Source organism: Methylobacterium litchii, from assembly GCF_038442315.1.
Classification (GTDB): domain Bacteria; phylum Pseudomonadota; class Alphaproteobacteria; order Rhizobiales; family Beijerinckiaceae; genus Methylobacterium; species Methylobacterium litchii.
In genome coordinates this window covers 98,264-117,503 of sequence record NZ_JBBXMY010000011.1, presented here as the reverse complement: position 1 = coordinate 117,503, position 19,240 = coordinate 98,264, and the positions used below count along the sequence as shown (strand labels likewise).

Annotated in this window: 16 protein-coding genes; 5 read left to right on the top strand and 11 right to left on the bottom strand. The window is 70.9% G+C overall.

The genetic code is table 11. From position 1 onward, the window contains the following. The first annotated feature begins 90 nt into the window (after positions 1 to 90). Positions 91 to 1,353: an FAD-dependent monooxygenase gene (locus AAHF99_RS19195; RefSeq protein ID WP_342166150.1), complete on the top strand. Its 1,263-nt coding sequence runs from the start codon at positions 91 to 93 to the stop codon at positions 1,351 to 1,353. 9 nt (positions 1,354 to 1,362) lie between these two features. On the opposite strand, the gene ppa is transcribed toward AAHF99_RS19195, so the two are convergent. Next, positions 1,363 to 1,896 carry an inorganic diphosphatase gene (gene ppa, locus AAHF99_RS19190; protein ID WP_243953707.1) on the bottom strand — a complete coding sequence of 178 codons (534 nt, stop codon included), beginning with the start codon at positions 1,894 to 1,896 and terminating at the stop codon, positions 1,363 to 1,365. Positions 1,897 to 2,001: 105 nt separating this feature from the next. Continuing rightward, on the bottom strand, positions 2,002 to 2,508 hold the full coding sequence (locus tag AAHF99_RS19185; RefSeq protein ID WP_342166079.1) for a GNAT family N-acetyltransferase: 507 nt from the start codon (positions 2,506 to 2,508) through the stop codon (positions 2,002 to 2,004). 160 nt (positions 2,509 to 2,668) lie between these two features. On the opposite strand from AAHF99_RS19185, the gene AAHF99_RS19180 reads away from it, so the two are divergent. Beyond that, positions 2,669 to 3,394 (top strand): tyrosine-protein phosphatase, encoded by a 726-nt coding sequence (locus tag AAHF99_RS19180; RefSeq protein ID WP_342166078.1) that lies wholly within the window; start codon positions 2,669 to 2,671, stop codon positions 3,392 to 3,394. Positions 3,395 to 3,403: 9 nt separating this feature from the next. Here AAHF99_RS19180 and AAHF99_RS19175 read toward each other — a convergent pair whose 3' ends face one another. Then, positions 3,404 to 4,258, bottom strand: a complete 855-nt coding sequence (locus tag AAHF99_RS19175) for a prephenate dehydratase (RefSeq protein ID WP_342166077.1) — start codon at positions 4,256 to 4,258, stop codon at positions 3,404 to 3,406. 14 nt (positions 4,259 to 4,272) lie between these two features. Then, on the bottom strand, positions 4,273 to 5,016 hold the full coding sequence (locus AAHF99_RS19170) for a 3-deoxy-manno-octulosonate cytidylyltransferase (RefSeq protein WP_342166076.1): 744 nt from the start codon (positions 5,014 to 5,016) through the stop codon (positions 4,273 to 4,275). Between the two features lie 258 nt (positions 5,017 to 5,274). Between AAHF99_RS19170 and AAHF99_RS19165 the strand changes: the two genes are divergently transcribed. Further along, positions 5,275 to 6,249, top strand: a complete 975-nt coding sequence (locus AAHF99_RS19165) for a c-type cytochrome (RefSeq protein WP_342166075.1) — start codon at positions 5,275 to 5,277, stop codon at positions 6,247 to 6,249. Between the two features lie 6 nt (positions 6,250 to 6,255). Next, a complete protein-coding gene (locus AAHF99_RS19160; RefSeq protein ID WP_342166074.1) occupies positions 6,256 to 7,440 on the top strand; it encodes a multidrug effflux MFS transporter in 1,185 nt (394 codons plus the stop codon). A gap of 3 nt (positions 7,441 to 7,443) precedes the next feature. Here the strand turns inward: AAHF99_RS19160 and AAHF99_RS19155 are convergent, their stop codons facing one another. Beyond that, a complete protein-coding gene (locus AAHF99_RS19155; RefSeq protein WP_342166073.1) occupies positions 7,444 to 7,947 on the bottom strand; it encodes a GNAT family N-acetyltransferase in 504 nt (167 codons plus the stop codon). A 137-nt stretch (positions 7,948 to 8,084) separates the two neighbouring features. Between AAHF99_RS19155 and AAHF99_RS19150 the strand changes: the two genes are divergently transcribed. Continuing rightward, the gene (locus AAHF99_RS19150; protein WP_342166072.1) at positions 8,085 to 8,546 is read left to right on the top strand and encodes an Rrf2 family transcriptional regulator; all 462 of its coding nucleotides are present in this window, start codon (positions 8,085 to 8,087) and stop codon (positions 8,544 to 8,546) included. Between the two features lies 1 nt (position 8,547). Here the strand turns inward: AAHF99_RS19150 and AAHF99_RS19145 are convergent, their stop codons facing one another. The 6 genes from AAHF99_RS19145 to AAHF99_RS19120 form a co-directional block, all read right to left on the bottom strand. Further along, positions 8,548 to 9,657: a microcin C ABC transporter permease YejB gene (locus tag AAHF99_RS19145; RefSeq protein WP_342166071.1), complete on the bottom strand. Its 1,110-nt coding sequence runs from the start codon at positions 9,655 to 9,657 to the stop codon at positions 8,548 to 8,550. Between the two features lie 4 nt (positions 9,658 to 9,661). After that, on the bottom strand, positions 9,662 to 11,509 hold the full coding sequence (locus AAHF99_RS19140) for an extracellular solute-binding protein (protein ID WP_412759917.1): 1,848 nt from the start codon (positions 11,507 to 11,509) through the stop codon (positions 9,662 to 9,664). After that, complete coding sequence (locus AAHF99_RS19135; protein ID WP_342166148.1) at positions 11,506 to 13,341, bottom strand: extracellular solute-binding protein; 1,836 nt, start codon at positions 13,339 to 13,341, stop codon at positions 11,506 to 11,508. Before AAHF99_RS19135 ends, AAHF99_RS19140 begins: the two co-directional genes overlap by 4 nt. A gap of 184 nt (positions 13,342 to 13,525) precedes the next feature. Next, positions 13,526 to 14,122: a PAS domain-containing protein gene (locus AAHF99_RS19130; RefSeq protein WP_243953791.1), complete on the bottom strand. Its 597-nt coding sequence runs from the start codon at positions 14,120 to 14,122 to the stop codon at positions 13,526 to 13,528. A 196-nt stretch (positions 14,123 to 14,318) separates the two neighbouring features. Continuing rightward, the gene (locus AAHF99_RS19125) at positions 14,319 to 16,406 is read right to left on the bottom strand and encodes a hypothetical protein (protein WP_342166070.1); all 2,088 of its coding nucleotides are present in this window, start codon (positions 16,404 to 16,406) and stop codon (positions 14,319 to 14,321) included. Between the two features lie 16 nt (positions 16,407 to 16,422). After that, positions 16,423 to 19,233: a DUF4159 domain-containing protein gene (locus AAHF99_RS19120; protein WP_342166069.1), complete on the bottom strand. Its 2,811-nt coding sequence runs from the start codon at positions 19,231 to 19,233 to the stop codon at positions 16,423 to 16,425. Positions 19,234 to 19,240: the final 7 nt, after the last annotated feature.

Sequence of the window (19,240 nt, the reverse complement as noted above, 5' to 3'; positions counted from 1 at the left end):
CGGGGTTTCCGTTCCGGTTTCGGATGCGACATAGGCTGACGCACAGGCGCGGTCCATGCGCCGCCTTCACGGAAACGGAGACTTGCGATGATGGCGAGCGCACTCGCTTCCGCCCGGGATGGCGCCCGGCCCGGCAGCCGCACGGTGATGATCGCCGGAGGCGGCCTCCCCGGGCTGACCCTCGCCCTGGCGCTCAAGCGGGAGAACGGGGCGGCGATGGTCGTCGGTGTGCTCGATCCCGGCGGCGCCGCGTCGGAGCGCCATCGCGGACGGGCCTACGCCGTCGCGGCGGGCGGGCGGCGGATGCTGACCCGGCTCGGCATCTGGGAGGCGATCACCGACGCCGCCGAGCCGATCACCCGCATGGAGATCAGCGACAGCCGCGTCGCCGACCCGGTGCGGCCGGTCTTCCTGAGCTTCGGAGACGCCCCCCGCGAGGACGGCGAGCCCTTCGCCCACATGGTCGAGGCCGAACCCCTCGGCGCGGCCCTCCGCGAGGCCTGCCTGCGCGAGGGCGTCGTGATCGCGGAGGCGGCGGTGACGCGCGCCGCCTGCGCGAGTGGCCGGATGCGCGCCGACCTCTCCACGGGCGAAACCGTCGAAGCCGACCTCCTCGTCGCCGCGGACGGCGCCCGCTCGCGCCTGCGCGAGGCCGCCCGGATCGGCTGGGTCGGCTGGTCCTATCCGCAGGTGGGCATCGTCGCGACCATCGCCCATGCGCGCCCGCACGAGGGCCGGGCCTTCGAGCATTTCCTGCCCTCCGGCCCCTTCGCGATCCTGCCGCTGCGCGACGGTGGGGCACTCGGCCACCAGTCGTCGATCGTCTGGACGGAGCGCGCGGAGGATGCGCCCGCGCTCCTCTCCGGCGCGCCGGACGAGGTGCTCGGGGAGATCGCCCGCCGCTTCACCCTCGACCTGGGGGAGATCGCCCTGGAACAGGGGCCGCACAGCTATCCGCTGTCCGTCGGCCTCGCGCGGGCGTTCCAGGCGGAACGGCTGGCGCTGCTCGGCGACGCGGCCCACGTCATCCACCCCATCGCCGGACAGGGGCTCAACCTCGGCCTCGCCGACGCCGCCGCCCTCGCGGAGAGCATCGGCGACGCGATGCGCCTTGGGCTCGATCCGGGCAGCCCGGACGTGCTGCGGGGCTACGAGCGCGCCCGCCGCTTCGATTCATTGGCGATGGCGGCGGCCACGGACGGGCTGAACCGCCTGTTCTCCAACGACGCCCTGCCGCTCCGGCTCGCCCGCGACCTCGGCCTCGGCCTCGTCGACAAGCTGCCGGGGCTGAAGGGCTTCTTCATCCGCGAGGCGGCGCAGCAACGCGAGAGCGTGCCGCGCCTGATGCGGTGAGGACGAGGCTCAGGCCTTGGACTTCGCCCGCTCCAGACCCTCGGCGATGAGGCGGTGCGCCTCCTCCTTGTCGCCCCAGCGGACGAACTTCACCCACTTGCCGGGCTCAAGATCCTTGTAGTGCTCGAAGAAGTGCTGGATCTGGTGGATCGTGATCTCCGGCAGGTCGGTGTAGTTCTCGACCCGGTCGTAGCGCTTGGTCAGGTGGCGCGAGGGCACGGCGATGATCTTCTCGTCCTCGCCGCCCTCGTCCTGCATCACCATCACGCCCACGGGGCGGGCGCTCATGATCGCGCCGGGGATGATGGCGCGAGTGTTGGCGATCAGCACGTCGCACGGGTCGCCGTCGCCGGAGAGGGTGTGCGGGATGAAGCCGTAGTTCCCGGGGTAGAACATCGGGGTGTAGAGGAACCGGTCCACGACCAGCGCGCCGGATTCCTTGTCCATCTCGTACTTGATCGGCTCTCCGCCGAGCGGCACCTCGATGATGACGTTGACGTCATGCGGCGGATTCTTGCCGATCGAGATCGCGTCGATATTCATGGGGGGTCGCTCCCTGAGGCGGACATGGCCGCGCTGGGGGTCTCATAGACACGCGCGCGGCCGGTGCAAATCGCCGAGGCGCCACGAAGCGGGAAAACCGTTCGTTTAGCTGAAGATGTAGCCGACCTTGGGCAGCGTGATGCCTGCGACGCGATCCGGCACGAGCGGCCCGCGCTGCCCACCCATACTTTCGTAGAAGGCGCCCGCGCGAATATTGTCCTCGAGCGTCCAGACGCCGAGCCGGCCGAGCCCGTGATCGGCGAGGTCGTTGCGGATCGCGCGGAAGAGCCGCCGTCCGAGGCCGATTCCCTGGTATTCGGGCAGGAGATAGAGTTCATCCACCTCGCCGTCGGTGCCCAGCGCCCGGCTGCGAGCCCGCCCGTAAGCGGCATAGCCCACGATCCTGTCGCCGGTCTCGACCAGCGCGATGGGCCGCCCCCGGCCAAGGGCCGACCGCCACCATGGCCGCCCCCGCGCCGCGATCATCTTCTCCAGGGCGATGCCGGGGATGATCCCGCGATAGGCCTCGCGCCACGCCGCATCGAACACCGTCGACACGCCGCCGATATCGGCCTCCCTGGCCCGGCGGATGCTCGTGGTGCGCGTGCTCATCGGCTCGGCCTCCCGTCCGTTCTCGGCTAACAACCTCCGGACCCGTCGCAGGTTCGATGCCGATCCAGGCGGAGTGAAGGCAAGATCGGCGCCGTTTTGCGCACCGATTGCCCCTCCCCCGGCCGGCTGGTACAGGCGGCTTTCGCCTTCCGGACCCATCGTGCTCAAACGTTTTCTCAAGCCCGAGACGCGCTACGCCCGCCGCATGGCCCGCATCGCCCGCTTCGAGCGTCCGATCGGCGGCCCGGGCAGCCGGCTCATGGCCTGGGCGAACATGCTGCTCGTGGACCACGGCGTGTTCCGCCTCGCCTATCTCAACCGCCACCGGGTCGGCCGGGGGCAGGTCTGGCGCTCGGCCCAGCCGGGCCCGCACCAGCTCGCCCGCTTCCGCGCGGAGGGCGTGCGGACGGTGATCTCCCTGCGCGGCGGGCGCGAGCACGGCTCGTGGCCGCTGCAGCGCGAGGCCTGCGAGCGCCACGGCCTGACGCTGGTGGAGTTCGTGCTGCGCTCCCGCGAGGCCCCGGACCGGGAGACGATCCTGGCGGCGCAACGCCTCTTCGCGGGGATCGAGTACCCGGCGGTGATGCACTGCAAGTCGGGCGCCGACCGGGCGGGGCTCGCGGCGGCGCTCTACCTGATTCTGCACGAGGGGCGCCCGGTAGCCGAGGCCGCGCGCCAGCTCTCGGCCCGCTACGGCCATTTCCGCTTCGCCAAGACCGGCATCCTCGACGCCTTCTTCGCCCGCTACCTCACCGAGGGCGAGCCGCAGGGCCTCGACTTCCTCACCTGGGTCGAGACCGTCTACGACCCGGAGGCGCTGAAGCGCGACTTCCGGCCGGGTTTCTGGTCGGACGTGGTCGTGGACCGGGTAATCCGGCGGGAGTAGCCCCGCCGGCTATTCCGCCGCCGGGCGTGCCATCTCGCGGAACGGGTGGGCCGGATACGTCCCGACGATCCGCAATTCCCGCGAGAAGTAGCCGAGTTCGTCCAGCGCCCGGCGCAGGCCCGGCTCGTCGGGGTGGCCGTCGACCTCGGCGTAGAATTGCGTGGCGGTGAACTCGCCCTCGATCATGTAGCTTTCGAGCTTCGTCATGTTCACGCCGTTCGTGGCGAAGCCGCCGAGCACCTTGTAGAGCGCCGCCGGGATGTTGCGCACCCGGAAGACGAAGCTCGTCACGAAGGCGCCCTCGCCCGTGGCCGGCTCGGGCTCCGGCGAGAACACCACGAAGCGCGTGGTGTTGTGGGCCGCGTCCTCCACATCCCGCATCAGGATGTCGAGGCCGTAGACCTCGGCCGCCATGGCGGGAGCCAAAGCCGCCCGGCTTGGATCACCGGCTTCCGCGATCTCGCGGGCGGCGCCCGCCGTGTCGCCGCTCACCACGGAGCGCAAGCCGAGGCGGCGGATGATCCGCCGGCATTGGCCCAGCGCATGGACGTGGCTGTGCACGCTCTTCAGCGCCTCCACGGGCGTGCCCGGCAGGACCATCAGCTGGAAGTGGATCGGCAGGAAGTGCTCCGCCACGATGTGCAGCGGCGAGGTCGGGATCAGGTGGTGGATGTCCGCCACCCGGCCGGCCAGCGAGTTCTCGATGGGGATCATCGCCCGCTGCGCCCGCCCCTCCGTCACCGCCGCGAAGGCGTCCTCGAAGGTCGGGCAGGGCAGCGGAGTCCAGTCCGGATAGGCCTGGGAGCAGATGATGTGCGAGTTGGCCCCGGGCTCGCCCTGGTAGGAAATGGTACGCTCAGACATCGTCTCGTGCAGGTTCAGTTGAGGCGGCGGCGCTGCATCAGCGCCCGCGCCTTCTCAAGGTCGGCGGGGGTGTCGACGCCGAGCGGCAGGTCGTCCACGACCACCGCGTCGATGCGCATCCCGGCTTCCAGGGCACGAAGCTGCTCCAGCTTCTCGCGGGTCTCCAATTCGCCCGGCGGCAGGGCGACGAAGCGGGTCAGCGCCTTCCGGCGGTAGGCGTAGAGGCCGATATGGTGCCAAAGCGGGCCGGGGCCGTAGGGCGCGCGGGCGCGGGTGAAGTACAGGGCGCGCAGGCGGCGCGGGGCCACCTCGTGGCCGACGAGCTTCACCACGTTGGGGTTGTCGGCCTCCTCCGGGTCGGTGATCGCCGCGCAGAGGGTAACGATGTCCACAGTCCGGTCGGACAAGGGCACGATCGACGCGCCGATGATCGCCGGGTCGATGGTCGGCAGGTCGCCCTGGACGTTGACGACCACGTCGTGCCGGCCCTCCGGGTCGATGCTCTCCAGTGCCTCGGCGAGGCGGTCGGAGCCGGACGGGTGGTCGGGTCGCGTCAGCACCGCGAGGCCGCCCGCCGCCTCGACCACCTGCACGATCTCCGGCGTGTCCGTCGCCACCACGACGGGGCCGATCCCGGCCTCCACCGCACGGCGCCAGACATGGAGGATCATCGGCTCGCCCGCGATGTCGGCCAGCGGCTTGTTCGGCAGGCGAGTGGCGGCGAGTCGCGCCGGGATGAGAACGAGGGGATCGGACATGGCTTCGCGGGTCCGTGGAACGGTCGGGTCTGTATCAGGCCGGGTGGCGGTTGTCGTCCCTGGGGGCCGGCCGATGCAAGGCGGTGACAATACCGGCGAAATTCTGCATGCGCGCCACCCCCGCGACCCTGCGTTATCCCTTGGCGGCATTGTCAAGGTCGGGGCGAAGCGGCTAAGGCAGCCTCGAAGCCTTCCAGAGTGCGGCGGTGTGGCCGGGTGTGCCCGCGCAGGCGCGGCCCCGGGGACGTAGAGAGGCCCATGAACTCGTTCGAGGTGAACAAGATCGCCGGTGCCGTGCTCGGCGCCATGCTGTTCGCGGCTGGCTCCGGCTTCGTGGCCGAACTGATCTACCATCCGAAACCGGCCGGCAAGGCGGGCTACGACCTGCCGGAGGCCGAAGCCGAGAAGCCTGCGGCGGCCGGCGCGGAGGCGAAGGTGGAGCCCATCGCGGTGCGGCTCGCCAGCGCCAATGTCGAGAAGGGCCAGGGTGGCACCAAGGCCTGCCATGCCTGCCACAGCTTCGATAAGGGCGGCCCGAACAAGGTCGGCCCGGACCTGTGGGACGTGGTCGAGCGCAAGAAGGCCGCCCACGAGGGGTTCGATTACTCCGCCGCCCTCAAGGAGAAGGGCGGAAGCTGGACCTACGCCGACCTCGACGGGTTCCTGGAGAACCCGAAGGTCTACGCGAAGGGCACCAAGATGGGCTTCGCCGGCATCGCCAACCCGCAGGAGCGGGCGAACGTGATCGCCTACCTGCGCACCCTGTCGGACAGCCCGAAGCCACTCCCCGCCGCCGAAAAGGCCGAGGACAAGCCCGCCGCCCAGCCGGCCGCCGCATCATCGGACGCCAAGCCGGCGGAGAAGCCGGCGGCCGCGCCCGCCGCCGAGAAGCCGAGCGCCGAGAAGCCGGCCCTGAACAAGGGTTCGGAGGGCAAGGATTCGCCCGCCAAGCCGGCCGACCTCAGCACCGCCAAGCCGGCGATCGAGAAGCCCTCGGGCAGCCCGCGCCCCGACGGCAACGGCAGTGACCGCAACGCCCCGGCCCCGCCGGCCAGCGCCCATGACAGCGACCAGACGGGTCAGCCGTCGAGCGTGATCCCGGCGGAGCCGACCGCGCCGTCCGCCCCGGCCACCAAGGAGCCGCCGTCGCAGGCGAACCCCGAGGCGGTCGAACGGGCCAAGGAACTGGACATTCAGGTTCCGAAGAAGGACGACAACGCGCCGCCGAAGTAAGGGCCGTTGCCGGACGAGCCTCCCGAACGGCCCGCCCCGCGCCAGGCGTCCCTGGCGCTCCTCGTGGCCGTGACGATGACGGGCACGGTGGCGCTGCACATCTTCGTGCCGGCGCTCGCCGCCGCCGCGTTCGACCTACATACGGACGCGGCCGGGATCCAATCGACGATCACGGTCTACCTGATCGGTCTCGCGGGCGGGCAACTGGTCTACGGCCCGCTCTCGGACCGCTACGGCCGCCGGCCGGTGTTGATCGGTGGGCTCGCCCTCTATCTCGCCGGCCTGCTGCTGGCGATTCCCGCGCCCAATCTCGCCGTGCTGCTGGTCGCGCGGATGATGCAGTCGCTCGGTGCCTGCTCTTGCCTCGTCATCGGCCGGGCGATGGTGCGCGACGTCTCGACCCGCGAGGACGCGGCGCGCAAGCTCGCCATCCTCGTCACCGCCATGACCCTCACCCCCGCCCTGGCTCCGGCCATCGGCGGCGTGGTGAGCCACGCCTTCGGGTGGCGGTCGGTGTTCGTGGTCCTTGCCGCCCTCGTCGCCATCCTCGGGGCGATGGTGGTGCTGACCCTGCCGGAGACCAACCGGCAGAAAGTAGCGCTGCCGGGCCTCGCGGCGGTGCTCGCCGCCTATCTCCGCCTCGTGCGGATGCCCGTCTCCCGCGCCTATCTCGTCGCCGGGGGCTGCGCGGGCACGAGCCTCTACGCCTTCCTGGCGGTGGCGCCGTTCCTGCTAGTCAACCGCCTCGAGCGCTCGCCGGAGGAGGTGGGGTTCGATTGCCTGCTCGTGGTGTTCGGCATGGTCGCGGGGGCGGTGATCGCCAGCCGGATCGCCCGGCGCGTCTCGATCCGGCAGGGCGCGCGGAGCGGCAACCTGATCTGCATCGGCTCGGCGCTGGCCCTGCTCGCCGTGGACCGGTCGGGCGTCCTGACGATCGAGACGCTGATCGTCCCGCTCTTCGCCTACGCGGTCGGGGTCGGCCTCCTGAGCCCCAACGCCGTGGCCGGGCTGATGAACGTCGATCCGCACGCGGCGGGCTCGGCGTCGAGCCTCTACGGCTTCACACAGATGACCTTCGGAGCCCTGTTCACCGCCGCCGCGACGGCGTGGCCCGCCACCTCGGCGGCCCCGGTCGCGCTGACGCTCCTCGCCGCCGGGCTGATCGCGGGGCTGTCGCTCCGGCGGGCGTGAGCCTCAGCCCTGCGCCGGCAGGATCGCCCCGGACAGGCCGGCGGCGAACCCCTCGCGGAGTTCGAGCCAGAGCAGCCGCGCCGGATCGACCGGACCCGGCATGGTCAGGCGCCCCGGCGGCACGGGCGTAAAGCCGAACCGGGCGTAATAGGGGGCGTCGCCCACGAGGATCACCAGCCCCTCCCCCGTCTCGCGGGCGGCCTCGATGGCGGCGCGGGTGAGGGCCGAGCCGATGCCCCGCCCCTCGAAGCTCGGATCGACGGCGAGCGGCCCGAGCATCAGGACACCCGCCTCCCCTGCCCGCACCGGGCTCATCCGCACCGAACCGACGAGGAAGCTGCCGACCGAAGCGGTGACGCCGAGATCGCGCCGGTACGGGTTGCCCTCGCGCAGGCGATAGGCCGTGCGCGCGAAGCGGCCGGGCCCGAAGGCGCGGGCTTCCAGGCGGGCGATGGCGGCATCGTCCTCCGGCCGCTCGGGGCGGACGACGAGGGAGAGTGAGGTCACGGCTCGGGCGGCTCCGCGGAAACCTGAGCCGCGTAACAGTGTGCGGGCGCGGCGGCAAACCAGCGTCGCGAGCCAAGCTCCGAATCCAGGGGCACCGGCTCGCGAGTGATGATAAGTCGAGCCGCGAGGGGATCGAGATGCGCCTGACCCGCTATACGGATTACAGCCTGCGGACGCTGATCTACGTGGGGCTGCGGGAGCCGGGCCAAAGCTCCATCGGCGAGATCGCCCGCGCCTACGGCATCTCCGAGAACCACCTCACCAAGGTGGTGCACCAGCTCGGCCGCCTGGGGCTGATCCGCACGATCCGCGGGCGCGGCGGCGGCCTGCGCCTCGGCATGGCGCCGGAGCGGATCGTGATCGGGCAGGTGGTGCGCCAGACGGAGGACGACCTCGCCCTCGTGGAATGCTTCGCCTCGGGCGCCTGCCTCATCACCGCGCCATGCCGGCTGAAGCACGCCTTGGGCGAGGCGCTCGGCGCGTTCCTCGCCGTCCTCGACGGCTACACCCTCGCGGACCTGCTCGGGGGCCCGGAGAGCAAAGAGGTCGCCCGCCTCCTCGGCATCCCCACGCCGGAGCCGGAGGCGGCCGTGCTTTGATTCAGGTGGCGCGGGCCGAAAAATCGATGCGCGGATCGATCCAGACGTAGATCAGGTCCGAGAGCAGGTTCACGGCAAGCCCGATCAGCGAGAAGATGTAGAGCGTGGCGAAGACCACCGGGTAATCCCGCCCGACGATGGCCCGGAACGAGAGTTCGCCCAGCCCGTCGAGGGAGAAGATCGTCTCGATCAGCAGCGACCCCGTGAAGAAGGCCGAGATGAAGGCTCCGGGGAAGCCGGCGATGACGATGAGCATCGCGTTGCGGAAGACATGCCCGTAGAGCACCCCGCGCTCGGACAGGCCCTTCATCCGCGCGGTGAGGACGTATTGCTTGCGGATCTCGTCGAGGAACGAGTTCTTGGTGAGGAGGGTCGAGGTGGCGAAGGCGCCGATCACCAGGGCGGTGAGGGGCAGCGCCATGTGCCACGCGTAATCCGTGACCTTGTGCCAGGGGGTGAAGCTGTCCCAGCCCTCGCTGGTGAGGCCGCGCAGCGGGAACCACTGGTAGAACGAGCCGCCCGCGAACAGGATGATGAGCATCAGCCCGAACATGAAGCCCGGCACCGCGTAGCCGACGATCACCACCGCCGAGGTCCAGCGGTCGAACCGCTCCCCGTCCTTCACCGCCTTGCGGATGCCGAGCGGGATCGAGATCGCGTAGGACAGGAGCGTCATCCACAGGCCGAGCGAGATCGAGACCGGCAGCCGCTCGCGGATGAGCTGGATGACGCTGACATCGCGAAAATAGCTGCGGCCGAAATCGAAGCGGATGTAGTTCCACATCATCATCGCGAAGCGCTCGGGCGCCGGCTTGTCGAAACCGAACTGCTTTTCGAGCTTGGCGATGAATTCCGGGCTGAGGCCCTGCGCGCCGCGATAGCGGGAGTTGGCAGCGCCCCCGCCGCTGCCGCCGCCGCGCGATCCGCCGCCGAGGTCGCCGTTGCCGCCGGTGACGCGGGAGAGCGCGCCCTCGTTCTGGCCCTGCATCTTCGAGAGCACCTGCTCCACCGGGCCGCCGGGGGCGAATTGCACGATCGCGAAGGTGATCAGCATGATGCCGAACAGGGTCGGGATCATCAGGCCGATCCGGCGCAGGATGTAGCTCAGCATCAGGTCATTCCCGCCCGATCCGCCGGGCCTTGTCGGCGTCGGACCACCAGGTCGCGGGGGCGCCGAGATCGTATTTCGGCGGGGTGGCCGGGCGTCCGAACACGTCCCAGAGGGCGAGGCGGTGCTGGTCGCCGTACCACATCGGCACCCAGTGGCGCCCGGCGCGCAACACCCGGTCGAGGGCGCGACAGGCCGTGGTCAGCGCGGCGCGGGATTCCGCCCCGGCGATGGCCGAGAGCAGCGCATCGACGACGGGATCCGCGATGCCGGCCATGTTGTTGGAGCCGGGCGTCGCAGCGGCGCGGGAGCCGTAGAGGTCGCGCAGTTCCGCCCCGGGGGTGACGCCACCGGAATAGCGCCGGGCGGTGAGGTCGAAATCGAAATCCTTCAGCCGCGCCTGATATTGCGACGGATCGACCATGCGGCTCGACGCGCGGATGCCGACGAGGCCGAGGTTGCGGATGTAGGGCTGCGTCACCGGCTGGAAGACCGGGTCGTCGTCCAGGAATTCGAGGGTCAGCGGCTCGCCGCCGGGCAGGCGCATCTCGCTGCCGGTGCGGGTGCAGCCCGCCTCCCGCAGCAGGGCGTCGGCGCGCTTCAGGAGCGCCCGGTCCTGGCCCGATCCGTCCGAGACCGGCGGCAGCCAGGGTTCGCCGAACACTTCGGCGGGCAGCTTTTCGCGATGGGGTTCGAGAAGCGTCAGTTCCTCGGGCGACGGCGCGCCCGTGGCCTTGAGGTCCGAGTTCTCGAAGAACGAGGCCGTGCGGGTATAGGCCCCGTACATCAGGTTGCGGTTGGCCCATTCGAAATCGAAGCACAGGCCGATGGCCTCGCGCACCCGCGGGTCCTTGAACTTCGCCCGTCGCTCGTTGATCCACCAGCCCTGGGTGCCGCTGGGTCGCGCGTCCGGCACGCGTTCGCGCACCACCCGGCCCTCGGCCACGGCGGGGAAATCGTAGCCTGTCGCCCAGACCCGCGCGGTGAACTCCTCGCGGAAGGTGAAGGCGCCGCTCTTGAACGCCTCGAAGGCCACCGTGCGATCGCGAAAATACTCGTAGCGCAGGCTGTCGAAGTTGTGCCGCCCGACATTCACCGGCAGGTCGGCGGCCCAATAGTCGGTCACGCGCTCCAGGCCGATGGAGCGGCCGGGATCGACCGCCGCCACGCGGTAGGCACCGGAGCCGAGCGGCGCGTCGAGGGTCGAGGCCTCGAAGTCGCGCTGGGCATAATAGGCGGCGGAGAACACCGGCAATTGCGCCACGATCAGCGGCAGGTCGCGGGCGCGGCCCGGCGCGAAGGTGACGACGAGGCGCCCCTCGCCCTCGGCGCGGGCGTCGGTCATGTCGCGGATCGTCTCCGCGATCTCGGGATGGCCCTTGTCCCGCAGGATCTTCAGGCTGAACGCCACGTCCTGCGCGGTCAGCCGGGAGCCATCGTGGAAGCGGGCCTGGGGCCGTAGTTCGAACGTGTAGGTCAGCCCGTCCTGGCTGACGCTCACGGAGCGGGCGAGGAGGCCGTAGATCGCGTCCGGCTCATCCAGCGCCCGGGTCATCAGACTGTCGAAGGTGAACTCGAGGCCGGCGGCGCCGGAGCCGCGCAGCACGTAGATGTTCAGCGTGTCGAAGGTGCCGAGCGACTGGTTGCCCACCGTGCCGGAGATCTGCCCCGAGAACCGCCCCCCCTTGGGCGCCATGGGGTTCACGTAATCGAAGGTGCGGAAGTCCTTCGGGTATTTCAGGTCGCCGAAGCTCGACAGCCCGTGCCGCTCTTCGTCGGCGGCCCAGGCCGGCCGGGGGAGCGGCAGGGCGGCGGCCAGCCCGCCGAGGACGAGGCCGCGCCGCGTCGCCCTCAACGGGGCGCCCCCGTCTTGGCGGCCAGGGTTTCGTCGTACCACCACGTCGTGGGGAAGCCGGAATTCGCATAGAGCGGCAGGACCGGCGGATGGCTGAAGCGGTTCCAGCGCAGGGTCCGCTGCCGGTCGGACGCCCATTGCGGTACGACGTAATCGTGGGCCAGCAGCACCCGGTCGAGGGCGCGGGTGGCGGCGATGACGCCCTCCCGGTCGGGGGCGAAAATCACCTTCTCGATCAGGGCGTCGATGGCCGGATCCTTGATGCCGATCAGGTTGCGCGAGCCGGGCGTGTCGGCGGCCTTGGAGCCCCAATATTCGCGCTGCTCGTTGCCCGGCGAGAGCGATTCGCCCCAACCGGTGGTGGTGATGTCGAAATCGAAGTTGCGGATGCGGTTCTGGTACTGCGCCTGATCGATGACCCGCAGGGTGGCGCCGATGCCGATGAGCTTCAGCTGCGCCGAGAAGGGCAGGATCACCCGCTCGAAGGTGTTCTGGAACTCCAGGAACTCGACGGTCAGCGGCGTGCCCGCCTTGTCGACCATCTGGCCGCCCTTCAGCTCGTAGCCGGCCTCGCGCAGGAGGCGCACCGCCTCGCGCAGGTTGGCTCGCACCGCCTCGGGGCTGTCGTTGACGGGGTTGGTGTAGGGCGTGGTGAAGATCGAGGCCGGGACCTTGTCCTTCAGGCCCTCCAAAATCTCCTTCTCACGCCCCTCGGGCAGGCCGGAGGAGGCGAGTTCCGAGCCGAAGAAGTACGAGTTGATGCGCTTGTAGAGGCCGTAGAACAGCGACTTGTTCATCTCCTCGTAGTTCAGGGCGAGGTTGAACGCCCGGCGCACGCGCGGGTCCTTGAACTTGTCCTTGCGCGTGTTGAACACGAACGCCTGCATGATACCCGTGCCCCGGTCGGGGAAGGCTTCCTTGATGAGGCGCCCGTCCTTCACGGCGGGGAAGTCGTCGTAGGCGGTCGCCCAGTTGCGGGCGATGTTCTCGACGCGGAAATCGTAGAGGTCGCCCTTCAGCGCCTCGACCAGCACGGTGCCGTCGCGAAAATACTCGTAGCGGACGGTGCCGAAATTGTTGCGGCCGGCATTCACCGGCAGATCCTTGCCCCAGTAATCGGCGACGCGGACATAGGTCGCGGTGCGGCCGGGCTCGAACTTCTCCAGCCGGTAGGGGCCGGAGCCGAGCGGGATCTCCAGGCTCGTCTCGGTGGGGCTGCGCTGGCGGCCCTGCGCGTCCTTGCCCTCCCACCAGTGCTTGGGCAGCACCCGCAATTGGCCGATCACCTGCGGCAACTCGCGGTTGCCCTTCTCGGTGAAGGTGAACGTCACCTCGCGCGGGCCGGTCGCCTCGGCCTTGTCCACGGTCTGGTAGTAGGCGGCGTAGAAGGGCGAGTTCGCCTTCAGCACGCCGAAGGACCAGACCACGTCCTCGGGGGTGATCGGCTTGCCGTCGTGCCACTTGGCGCCTTCGCGCAGGCGATAGGTGACGGAGCCGAGATCGGGGGGAATGCGCACCGCCTCGGCGAGGAGCCCGTAGGAGGTGAAGGGCTCGTCCGAGGATTCGGTCATCAGCGTATCGTAGATCTGCTGGACGCCGCCCTCGAGGTCGCCCTTCAGGCCCGAGACGACGATGTTGAAATTGTCGAACCCGCCCTGGGAGCCGAGCCGCACGAGGCCGCCCTTGGGGGCGTTGGGGTCGGCGTAGTCGAAATGCGTGAAGTCGGGCCCGTATTTCGGCTGGCCCATCAGCGTCATCGCGTGGGTCCATTGCCCGTTCGCATCGGGCGGCGTGGGCTGCGCGCCGGCCCGGCCGACCGTATTGGCCGCCAGGAGGGTGCCCAGAAGGGTGCCATTGAACAGGCGGCGGGTCACGGGCTGCGTCACGCTTGGGCTGCCTCCGGTCCTCGCGGTCGCGGGGCATTCCGGCCCCCGACCCTCCGGGGGTCTTAGGACGGCGCCCGGGTCGCGTCGAGTGCGCGGGCGCCCCGTGCGTCACGGCGCCGGGTGGGCAGAGTCAGTGTCGGGCGCGGCGGGCGAGGTGCGTTCCGACCTCGAACAGGGCGAGGTCGAGGATCACGCGCAGGTGGTTGTCCGCGTCGTCACCGAGTTCGTCGATGGCCTTGCGCGCGTCGAGGAGCGAGGCCGCCGCCCGGTCGAGGGCATGCCGGCCCTGCGCATCGGTCTCCGTGAAGAAGCCGTTGCCCTCCTCGCGGGTCTCGGTGATGTCGATGATGATGCCCTTGGACCGGACGGGACGGCCGACATCGTCTTGGTAGATGCGGCCCCGGCTGAGGATCCAGCGGATGCCGCGATCGGCCGTGACGACGCGGTACTCGGCGAGGAACAGCCGGCCGTTGGCCAGCGCCCGCCAGAGCGCCTGGACCAGCCATTCACGGTCGTCGGGATGGATGCCGACCATCCCCGCCTCGCCCTGCAACGGCTGGCCGGCGAGGTCAGGATCGAGGGCGAGCAGGTTGGCGGCGCCCCGGTCGTACCGGGCGGTGCGGCGCACGATGTCCCAGTCCCAGGTTCCGACCACGCCGGAGGCGTCGAGGGCGGAGCGCAGGTCTTCGAACGACTCGCGGCAATCGTTATCCACCTCGGTGGCCACGAGCAGCAAACCCCTCAGTTCAGAAGCAGACAAAGCGACGGAGACCGGCCTCGTGCCCCTCAGGCGCCTATCACCTAGAGCAGTGATAGTTACTCAATTGGAAACGTGACGATCCCCTATACTACTGATTCTGATACGGACGTTTCCATTCGTAAGCAACCTTGGCCAAAGGGAAATTCGTCGGGGCGGGTGCGCGTCAGGCGCGGCCCTGGCCCCGGCGCCCCTCGACCAGCCACATCGCCAGCACGGCGGCGGCGAGCGCCGCGAGGGCGGCGAGCCCCAGCGCCAGGGGATAGACCTCGACGCCCCGGATGTTGGCGCTGTCGCTCGGCCGGAAGCCGATCCAGTCGCCGCCCGACAGGCGTCCGCCGCGCAGGCTCTGGAGCCGCGGCACCTGCAACGCCCCCGACGCGTCGGACAGGCGGCGCACGGAGCCGCCCGAGCCCTCGGAGACGGCCCGCAGGCGCTCGGTGTCGCTGAACACGTCGGCGAGTTCGCGCGGGTTGGCCGGGCCGACGCTCACGAAGGCGACGAGGTTGCCCGAGCGCAGGGTATGCAGCCCCAGGCTCTGCGCGTCGAAGGTCGCGGTGAACAGGCCGGGCTCGGAGGGCTTGAGGGTGAGCGTCGTGACCTTGCCGGTCGGCCCAGTGACCGTCACCGGCTCGGCGGTGTCGGCCATGGTCTGGCGCTCGACGCGGACCTCGCGGCCGTGGCCGGTCGTCTGCGCGCGTAGGGCCTCCTCCTCGAGGGCGGGCTCCTTCATCAGCCAATGGGCGAGGCGCCGGAGCAGGTCGAGATAGGGACCGCCGTCCTGATAGCCCCGCGCCCACAGCCAGGCATGGTCGGACAGGAGCAGCGCGACGCGGCCCTTGTCCTCCCGCGAGAGGGCGAGCAGCGGCAGGTTGTCGGCGCCCGACAGGATCGGCTCGATGCCGGGCCGCAGCCGCGCCTGGACGATCCGCAGCCAGTCGCCCCAAGCGGGGGGCGAGGCGTCGGAGCCGGGCAGGTCGCGGGTGACGGGGTGGCGCTTGCCGGTCTGGGTCGGGGTCGCCTTGTAGGGCCGCTCGACCACCCGCCCGTCGGGATCGCCCGGCAGGATGCCCGCGAGCCGGGTGCGGGCGAGGCTCGCCGCGCCGGCATATTCCGGCCCGGCGGCGATCAACAGCGCCCCGCCCTCGCGGACATACCGGACGATGTTGTCGAAATAGGCCTGCGGCAGCACGCTCTGGTTGGCGTAGCGGTCGAAGATGATGAGGTCGAAATCCTTGATCTTCTGGACGAACAATTCGCGCGTCGGGAAGGCGATGAGCGACAGTTCGGAGATCGGCGTGCCGTCCTGCTTCTCCGGCGGGCGCAGGATGGTGAAATGCACGAGGTCGACGTTGGCGTCGGACTTCAGGAGGTTGCGCCACGTCCGCTCGCCCTGGTGAGGCTCGCCGGAGACGAGGAGCACGCGCAGCTTCTCGCGGATGCCCTCGATGGGCAGGACCGCGCGGTTGTTGACCGTCGTCAGCTCGTTGGGAAGCGGCTCGACCTCGATCTCGACGACGTTCTGGCCGCCATGCTCGATCCGGGTGGAGAGGTCGAAGGGGCGGCCGGTGGGCACGTCGCGCCGGTCGATCTCCTCGCCGTCGCGGCGGGTGACGACCACCGCGTGGCCGGTGCCGCCGCGCTCCATCACCTCGGCGCGGATCGTCAGGTCCTTGCCGACGATGCCGAAGCGGGGGGCCTCGATCAGCTTGATCTGCCGGTCGCGCTCGTCGGCATGGCCGGTGACGAGGACGTGCAGGGGCGCCTTGATGCCGAGCTGGGCGAGGTTCGGCGGGATGTCGTGGACGACGCCATCCGTCACCATCACGACGCCGGCCAGCCGCTCGGGCGGCACGTCGGCCAGCGCCTGACCCAGGGCGGCGAAGAGCTTGGTGCCGTCGTCGCCCTCGCCGGCATCGGGCACGTCGATGAAGCGCGGCTCGATATTCGTCAGCGAGCCGAAGCGGCGCTGCAACTCGGCGCGGACCTGATCCGTCACCTGCGGCCGGTCGCCCAGCCCCTGCGAGCCGGAGCGGTCGATCACCACGGCGGCGATGTCCTTCACCGGCTCCCGGTCCTCGTGGACGAGGGCGGGGTTGGCGAGCGCCGCCAGGACCAGAGCGAGGACGAGGGCGCGCAGCAGCGCCGTGCGGCCCCGCGCCAGGACGGCCAGCACCGCCATCGCCAGCGCGACGACGCCCAGGACGGCGAGGACCGGCCACGGCAGGAGCGGCGTGAAGCTGAGGCTCAGCATGGCGGGGCCTTTTCCCTCACTGCCCCAGACGCTCCAGAAGCGCGGGCACATGGACCTGATCGGCCTTGTAGTTGCCGGTCAGGGTGTAGATCACGATGTTGACGCCGCCCCGGAACGCCATCTCCCGCTGGCGCTGGTCGCCGCCGGTGATGGGATAGAGCGGTTCGCCCCGTCGGCCGATGGCCCAGGCGGTGGCGAGGTCGTTGCTCGTGATGATGATCGGGCTCACCCCGTCGCCCGCCCGCGCCGGGCGGCGCTCGCCACCCTCAGGGGCCGGCGGCAGGGCCTCGACCCAGGTCTGGCCGGTGGCGTAGCGGCCGGGAAAGCTGTCTACGAGGTAGAAGGCCTTGGTCAGCACGTGATCGGCCGGCACCGGCTCCAGTTCGGGCACTTCCAGCGTCGCCAGCATCTTGCGCAGGTAGGTCGCCTCCGGGCTCGGGGGGCTGCCCGGCCGGGCGGTGAGGGCGTCGCGGGTGTCGAACAGCACCGTGCCGCCGTTGCGCATGAAGGCGTCGATCTTCCGGATCGCGGCCTCCGAGGGCTGCGGCCGGTTCGGCGCGATGGGCCAGTAGATCAGCGGGTAGAAGGCGAGTTCGTCCTTCGCCGGATCGAGCCCCGCCGGCTCGCCCGGTTCCAGGGCGGTGCGGGCGGCGAGCATCTGCGTCAGGCCGGAGAGCCCGGCGCGGCTCGCCTCGTCCACGGCGGCGTCCCCCGTGATGATGTAGGCCAGCCGGGTGATGAGGGCCGATTCGATGCCGTTCGGCCGGTTGGCCGGGGGCTCCTCGGCGCGCACGCCCCGCACCGGCACACTCGATGCCACCAGGGCCGCAAAGATGAGTGCGGCGGGGCGGGCGCGCAGGGCCCTGAGGCGTCCGAGGAAGCCTCCGAGCCACAGCCCGGCCAGCGTATCGAGGACGAGGAGCAGCAGGCCCGCCGTGAACAGGCTTGGCCTTAGGTCCACGGTGGAGGCCCCGGCCAGGGAGCCGAGGGCGGCCCCGTTGAGGGGCGCGTAGTCGACCGGCGCGAGCCGGTCGTCGGGCTTGAGGGCGTTCACGCTGATCCCTCCGTCCGGTGGGCCGTAGAAGCCCGGCGGATGCTCCTGGCTCGCCCGGTCGGCGTAATCGGCCGGGACGGCGGTGGCGGAGGCCGGTGCCGAGCCGAGCGCGCCGAACCCGTCGAGGGTGACGCGGGGCGCCAGCACGGCGACCTTCGCGCGGTTGGCGCCCGCCTCGGCCGAGGCCGGGCCGGCACCCGCCAGCGCCACCACCCGCCGCAGCATGTCGATGAACAGGCCGGAGAGCGGTAGGTTCGACCAGGTCGTGTCGGCGGTGACGTGGAACAGCACGATCCGCCCCTGCCCGCGCTTTTGCGCGGTGACGATGGGCGTGCCGTCCTGCAACGACGCCCAGGTCTTGCCCGGCAGGTCGCCATCGGGTTCCGCGAGGATCTGGCGGCGCACGCCGATATCGGCCGGCGGGGTCAGGCCGGCGAAGGGGCTCTCCGGCGGGAACGGCGCCATGGTCTTCGGCGCGTCCCAGGACAGGGCGCCGCCGAGGTTGCGGCCGCCCCGGCGCAGGCGCACCGGCACCAGGGTGTCGTGACCGGCGGCGAGGCGCGCCCCGGCGAAGCGCAGGAGCAGCCCGCCCTCGTCCACGAACTTGTCGATGCGCCCCGCCGTCTTGTCGTCCAGGGCGCCGACATCGGCCAGCACCAGCACCGAGACCTGGTTGTCGAGGAGCTGGTTGATCGAGTCCGCAAGGCTCGCCGCGCCGCGCGCCTGCTGCACGTCCGCGAAGGGTTCGAGGGCGCGGGAGAGGTAGTAGAGCGGCGCCAGCAGCGGCTGCGACTGGTCGAGGGTGCCGCCGAACACGAGGCCGACCCGGCGCCGCTTGCCGCGCTCGTCCATGAGCGAGACCGCCCCGGCCGAGTGCTCGTTCGCCACCTCGATCCGGCTGATGCCGTTGCGCAATTCGGTGGGCATGTCGAAGACGGCATCCGCGCTCAGGGCATCGCCCGCGAAGGTGAAGTCGCGCTCGGCGAGCGGCAGGCCCTTCTGGTCCAGCGCCCGGATCACCCCGGCATCCCGGCCGTTGCCGGCCGCGCGGAGCACATGGGCGGTGAGCCGCCCGCCGGATTCCGAGACGGTGAGCGCCAGGGCCGGCGGCCTGTCGGCCTTAAGCACGCTGAGCGCCGCCCCGGCGCCGGTCGCGAGGTCGTTCAGGCCCTTGGCGAAGCGCTCGTCGGGGCTGCCCGCGACCCCGTCCGTGATCCAGACGAGGCCGGCGCCCTGGTTCTTGTCGAGGAAGGCGCCGATGCCCTGCAGATGCGCGTCGCGGGTCGGCAGGTAGGGCCTCGGCGCGAGGGCACGCAGCCGCTCCAGGGTGGCGGCGGGGGACTTCGCCTCGACGGCGGCGACGGGCTCCGCGAGGCCGACGAGCGCCACCGCGCGCCCGTCGCGGGCGGCGCCCTCGACGGTATCGGTGGCGACCCGCATCCGATCGCGCCAATCGTGCGCGGATGCGAAGCCGTTGTCGAGGAGCACGAGGAGGGGCTTCTTGCCCCCGCCCGCGCCGATGCCGCCGGGGCTCCAGACGGGACCGGCCACCGCCAGGATGAGCGCGGCGGCCAGGAGCAGGCGCAGGATCAGCAGCCAGGGCGGTGTCCGCGCGGGGGTCTGGCGCTGCGGGATCAGGTCCGCCACGAGCTTCAGAGGCGGGAAGTCGATCCGACGGGGACGCGGCGGCGTCACCCGCAGGAGGATCCACAGGGCCGGCAGGCCGATCAGGGCGGCGAGCGCCAGGGGCGCGGCGAAGGTCAAGCCGAACATGGTCGCC

Excerpts from the sequence above, each read along its gene's own strand:
- AAHF99_RS19185 (WP_342166079.1), bottom strand. The coding sequence starts at position 2,508 with ATGAGCACGCGCACCACGAGCATCCGCCGGGCCAGGGAGGCCGATATC.
- AAHF99_RS19175 (WP_342166077.1), bottom strand. The coding sequence starts at position 4,258 with ATGTCTGAGCGTACCATTTCCTACCAGGGCGAGCCCGGGGCCAACTCG.
- ppa (WP_243953707.1), bottom strand. The coding sequence starts at position 1,896 with ATGAATATCGACGCGATCTCGATCGGCAAGAATCCGCCGCATGACGTC.
- AAHF99_RS19145 (WP_342166071.1), bottom strand. The coding sequence starts at position 9,657 with ATGCTGAGCTACATCCTGCGCCGGATCGGCCTGATGATCCCGACCCTG.
- AAHF99_RS19150 (WP_342166072.1), top strand. The coding sequence starts at position 8,085 with ATGCGCCTGACCCGCTATACGGATTACAGCCTGCGGACGCTGATCTAC.
- AAHF99_RS19195 (WP_342166150.1), top strand. The coding sequence starts at position 91 with ATGGCGAGCGCACTCGCTTCCGCCCGGGATGGCGCCCGGCCCGGCAGC.
- AAHF99_RS19120 (WP_342166069.1), bottom strand. The coding sequence starts at position 19,233 with ATGTTCGGCTTGACCTTCGCCGCGCCCCTGGCGCTCGCCGCCCTGATC.
- AAHF99_RS19125 (WP_342166070.1), bottom strand. The coding sequence starts at position 16,406 with ATGCTGAGCCTCAGCTTCACGCCGCTCCTGCCGTGGCCGGTCCTCGCC.
- AAHF99_RS19170 (WP_342166076.1), bottom strand. The coding sequence starts at position 5,016 with ATGTCCGATCCCCTCGTTCTCATCCCGGCGCGACTCGCCGCCACTCGC.
- AAHF99_RS19165 (WP_342166075.1), top strand. The coding sequence starts at position 5,275 with ATGAACTCGTTCGAGGTGAACAAGATCGCCGGTGCCGTGCTCGGCGCC.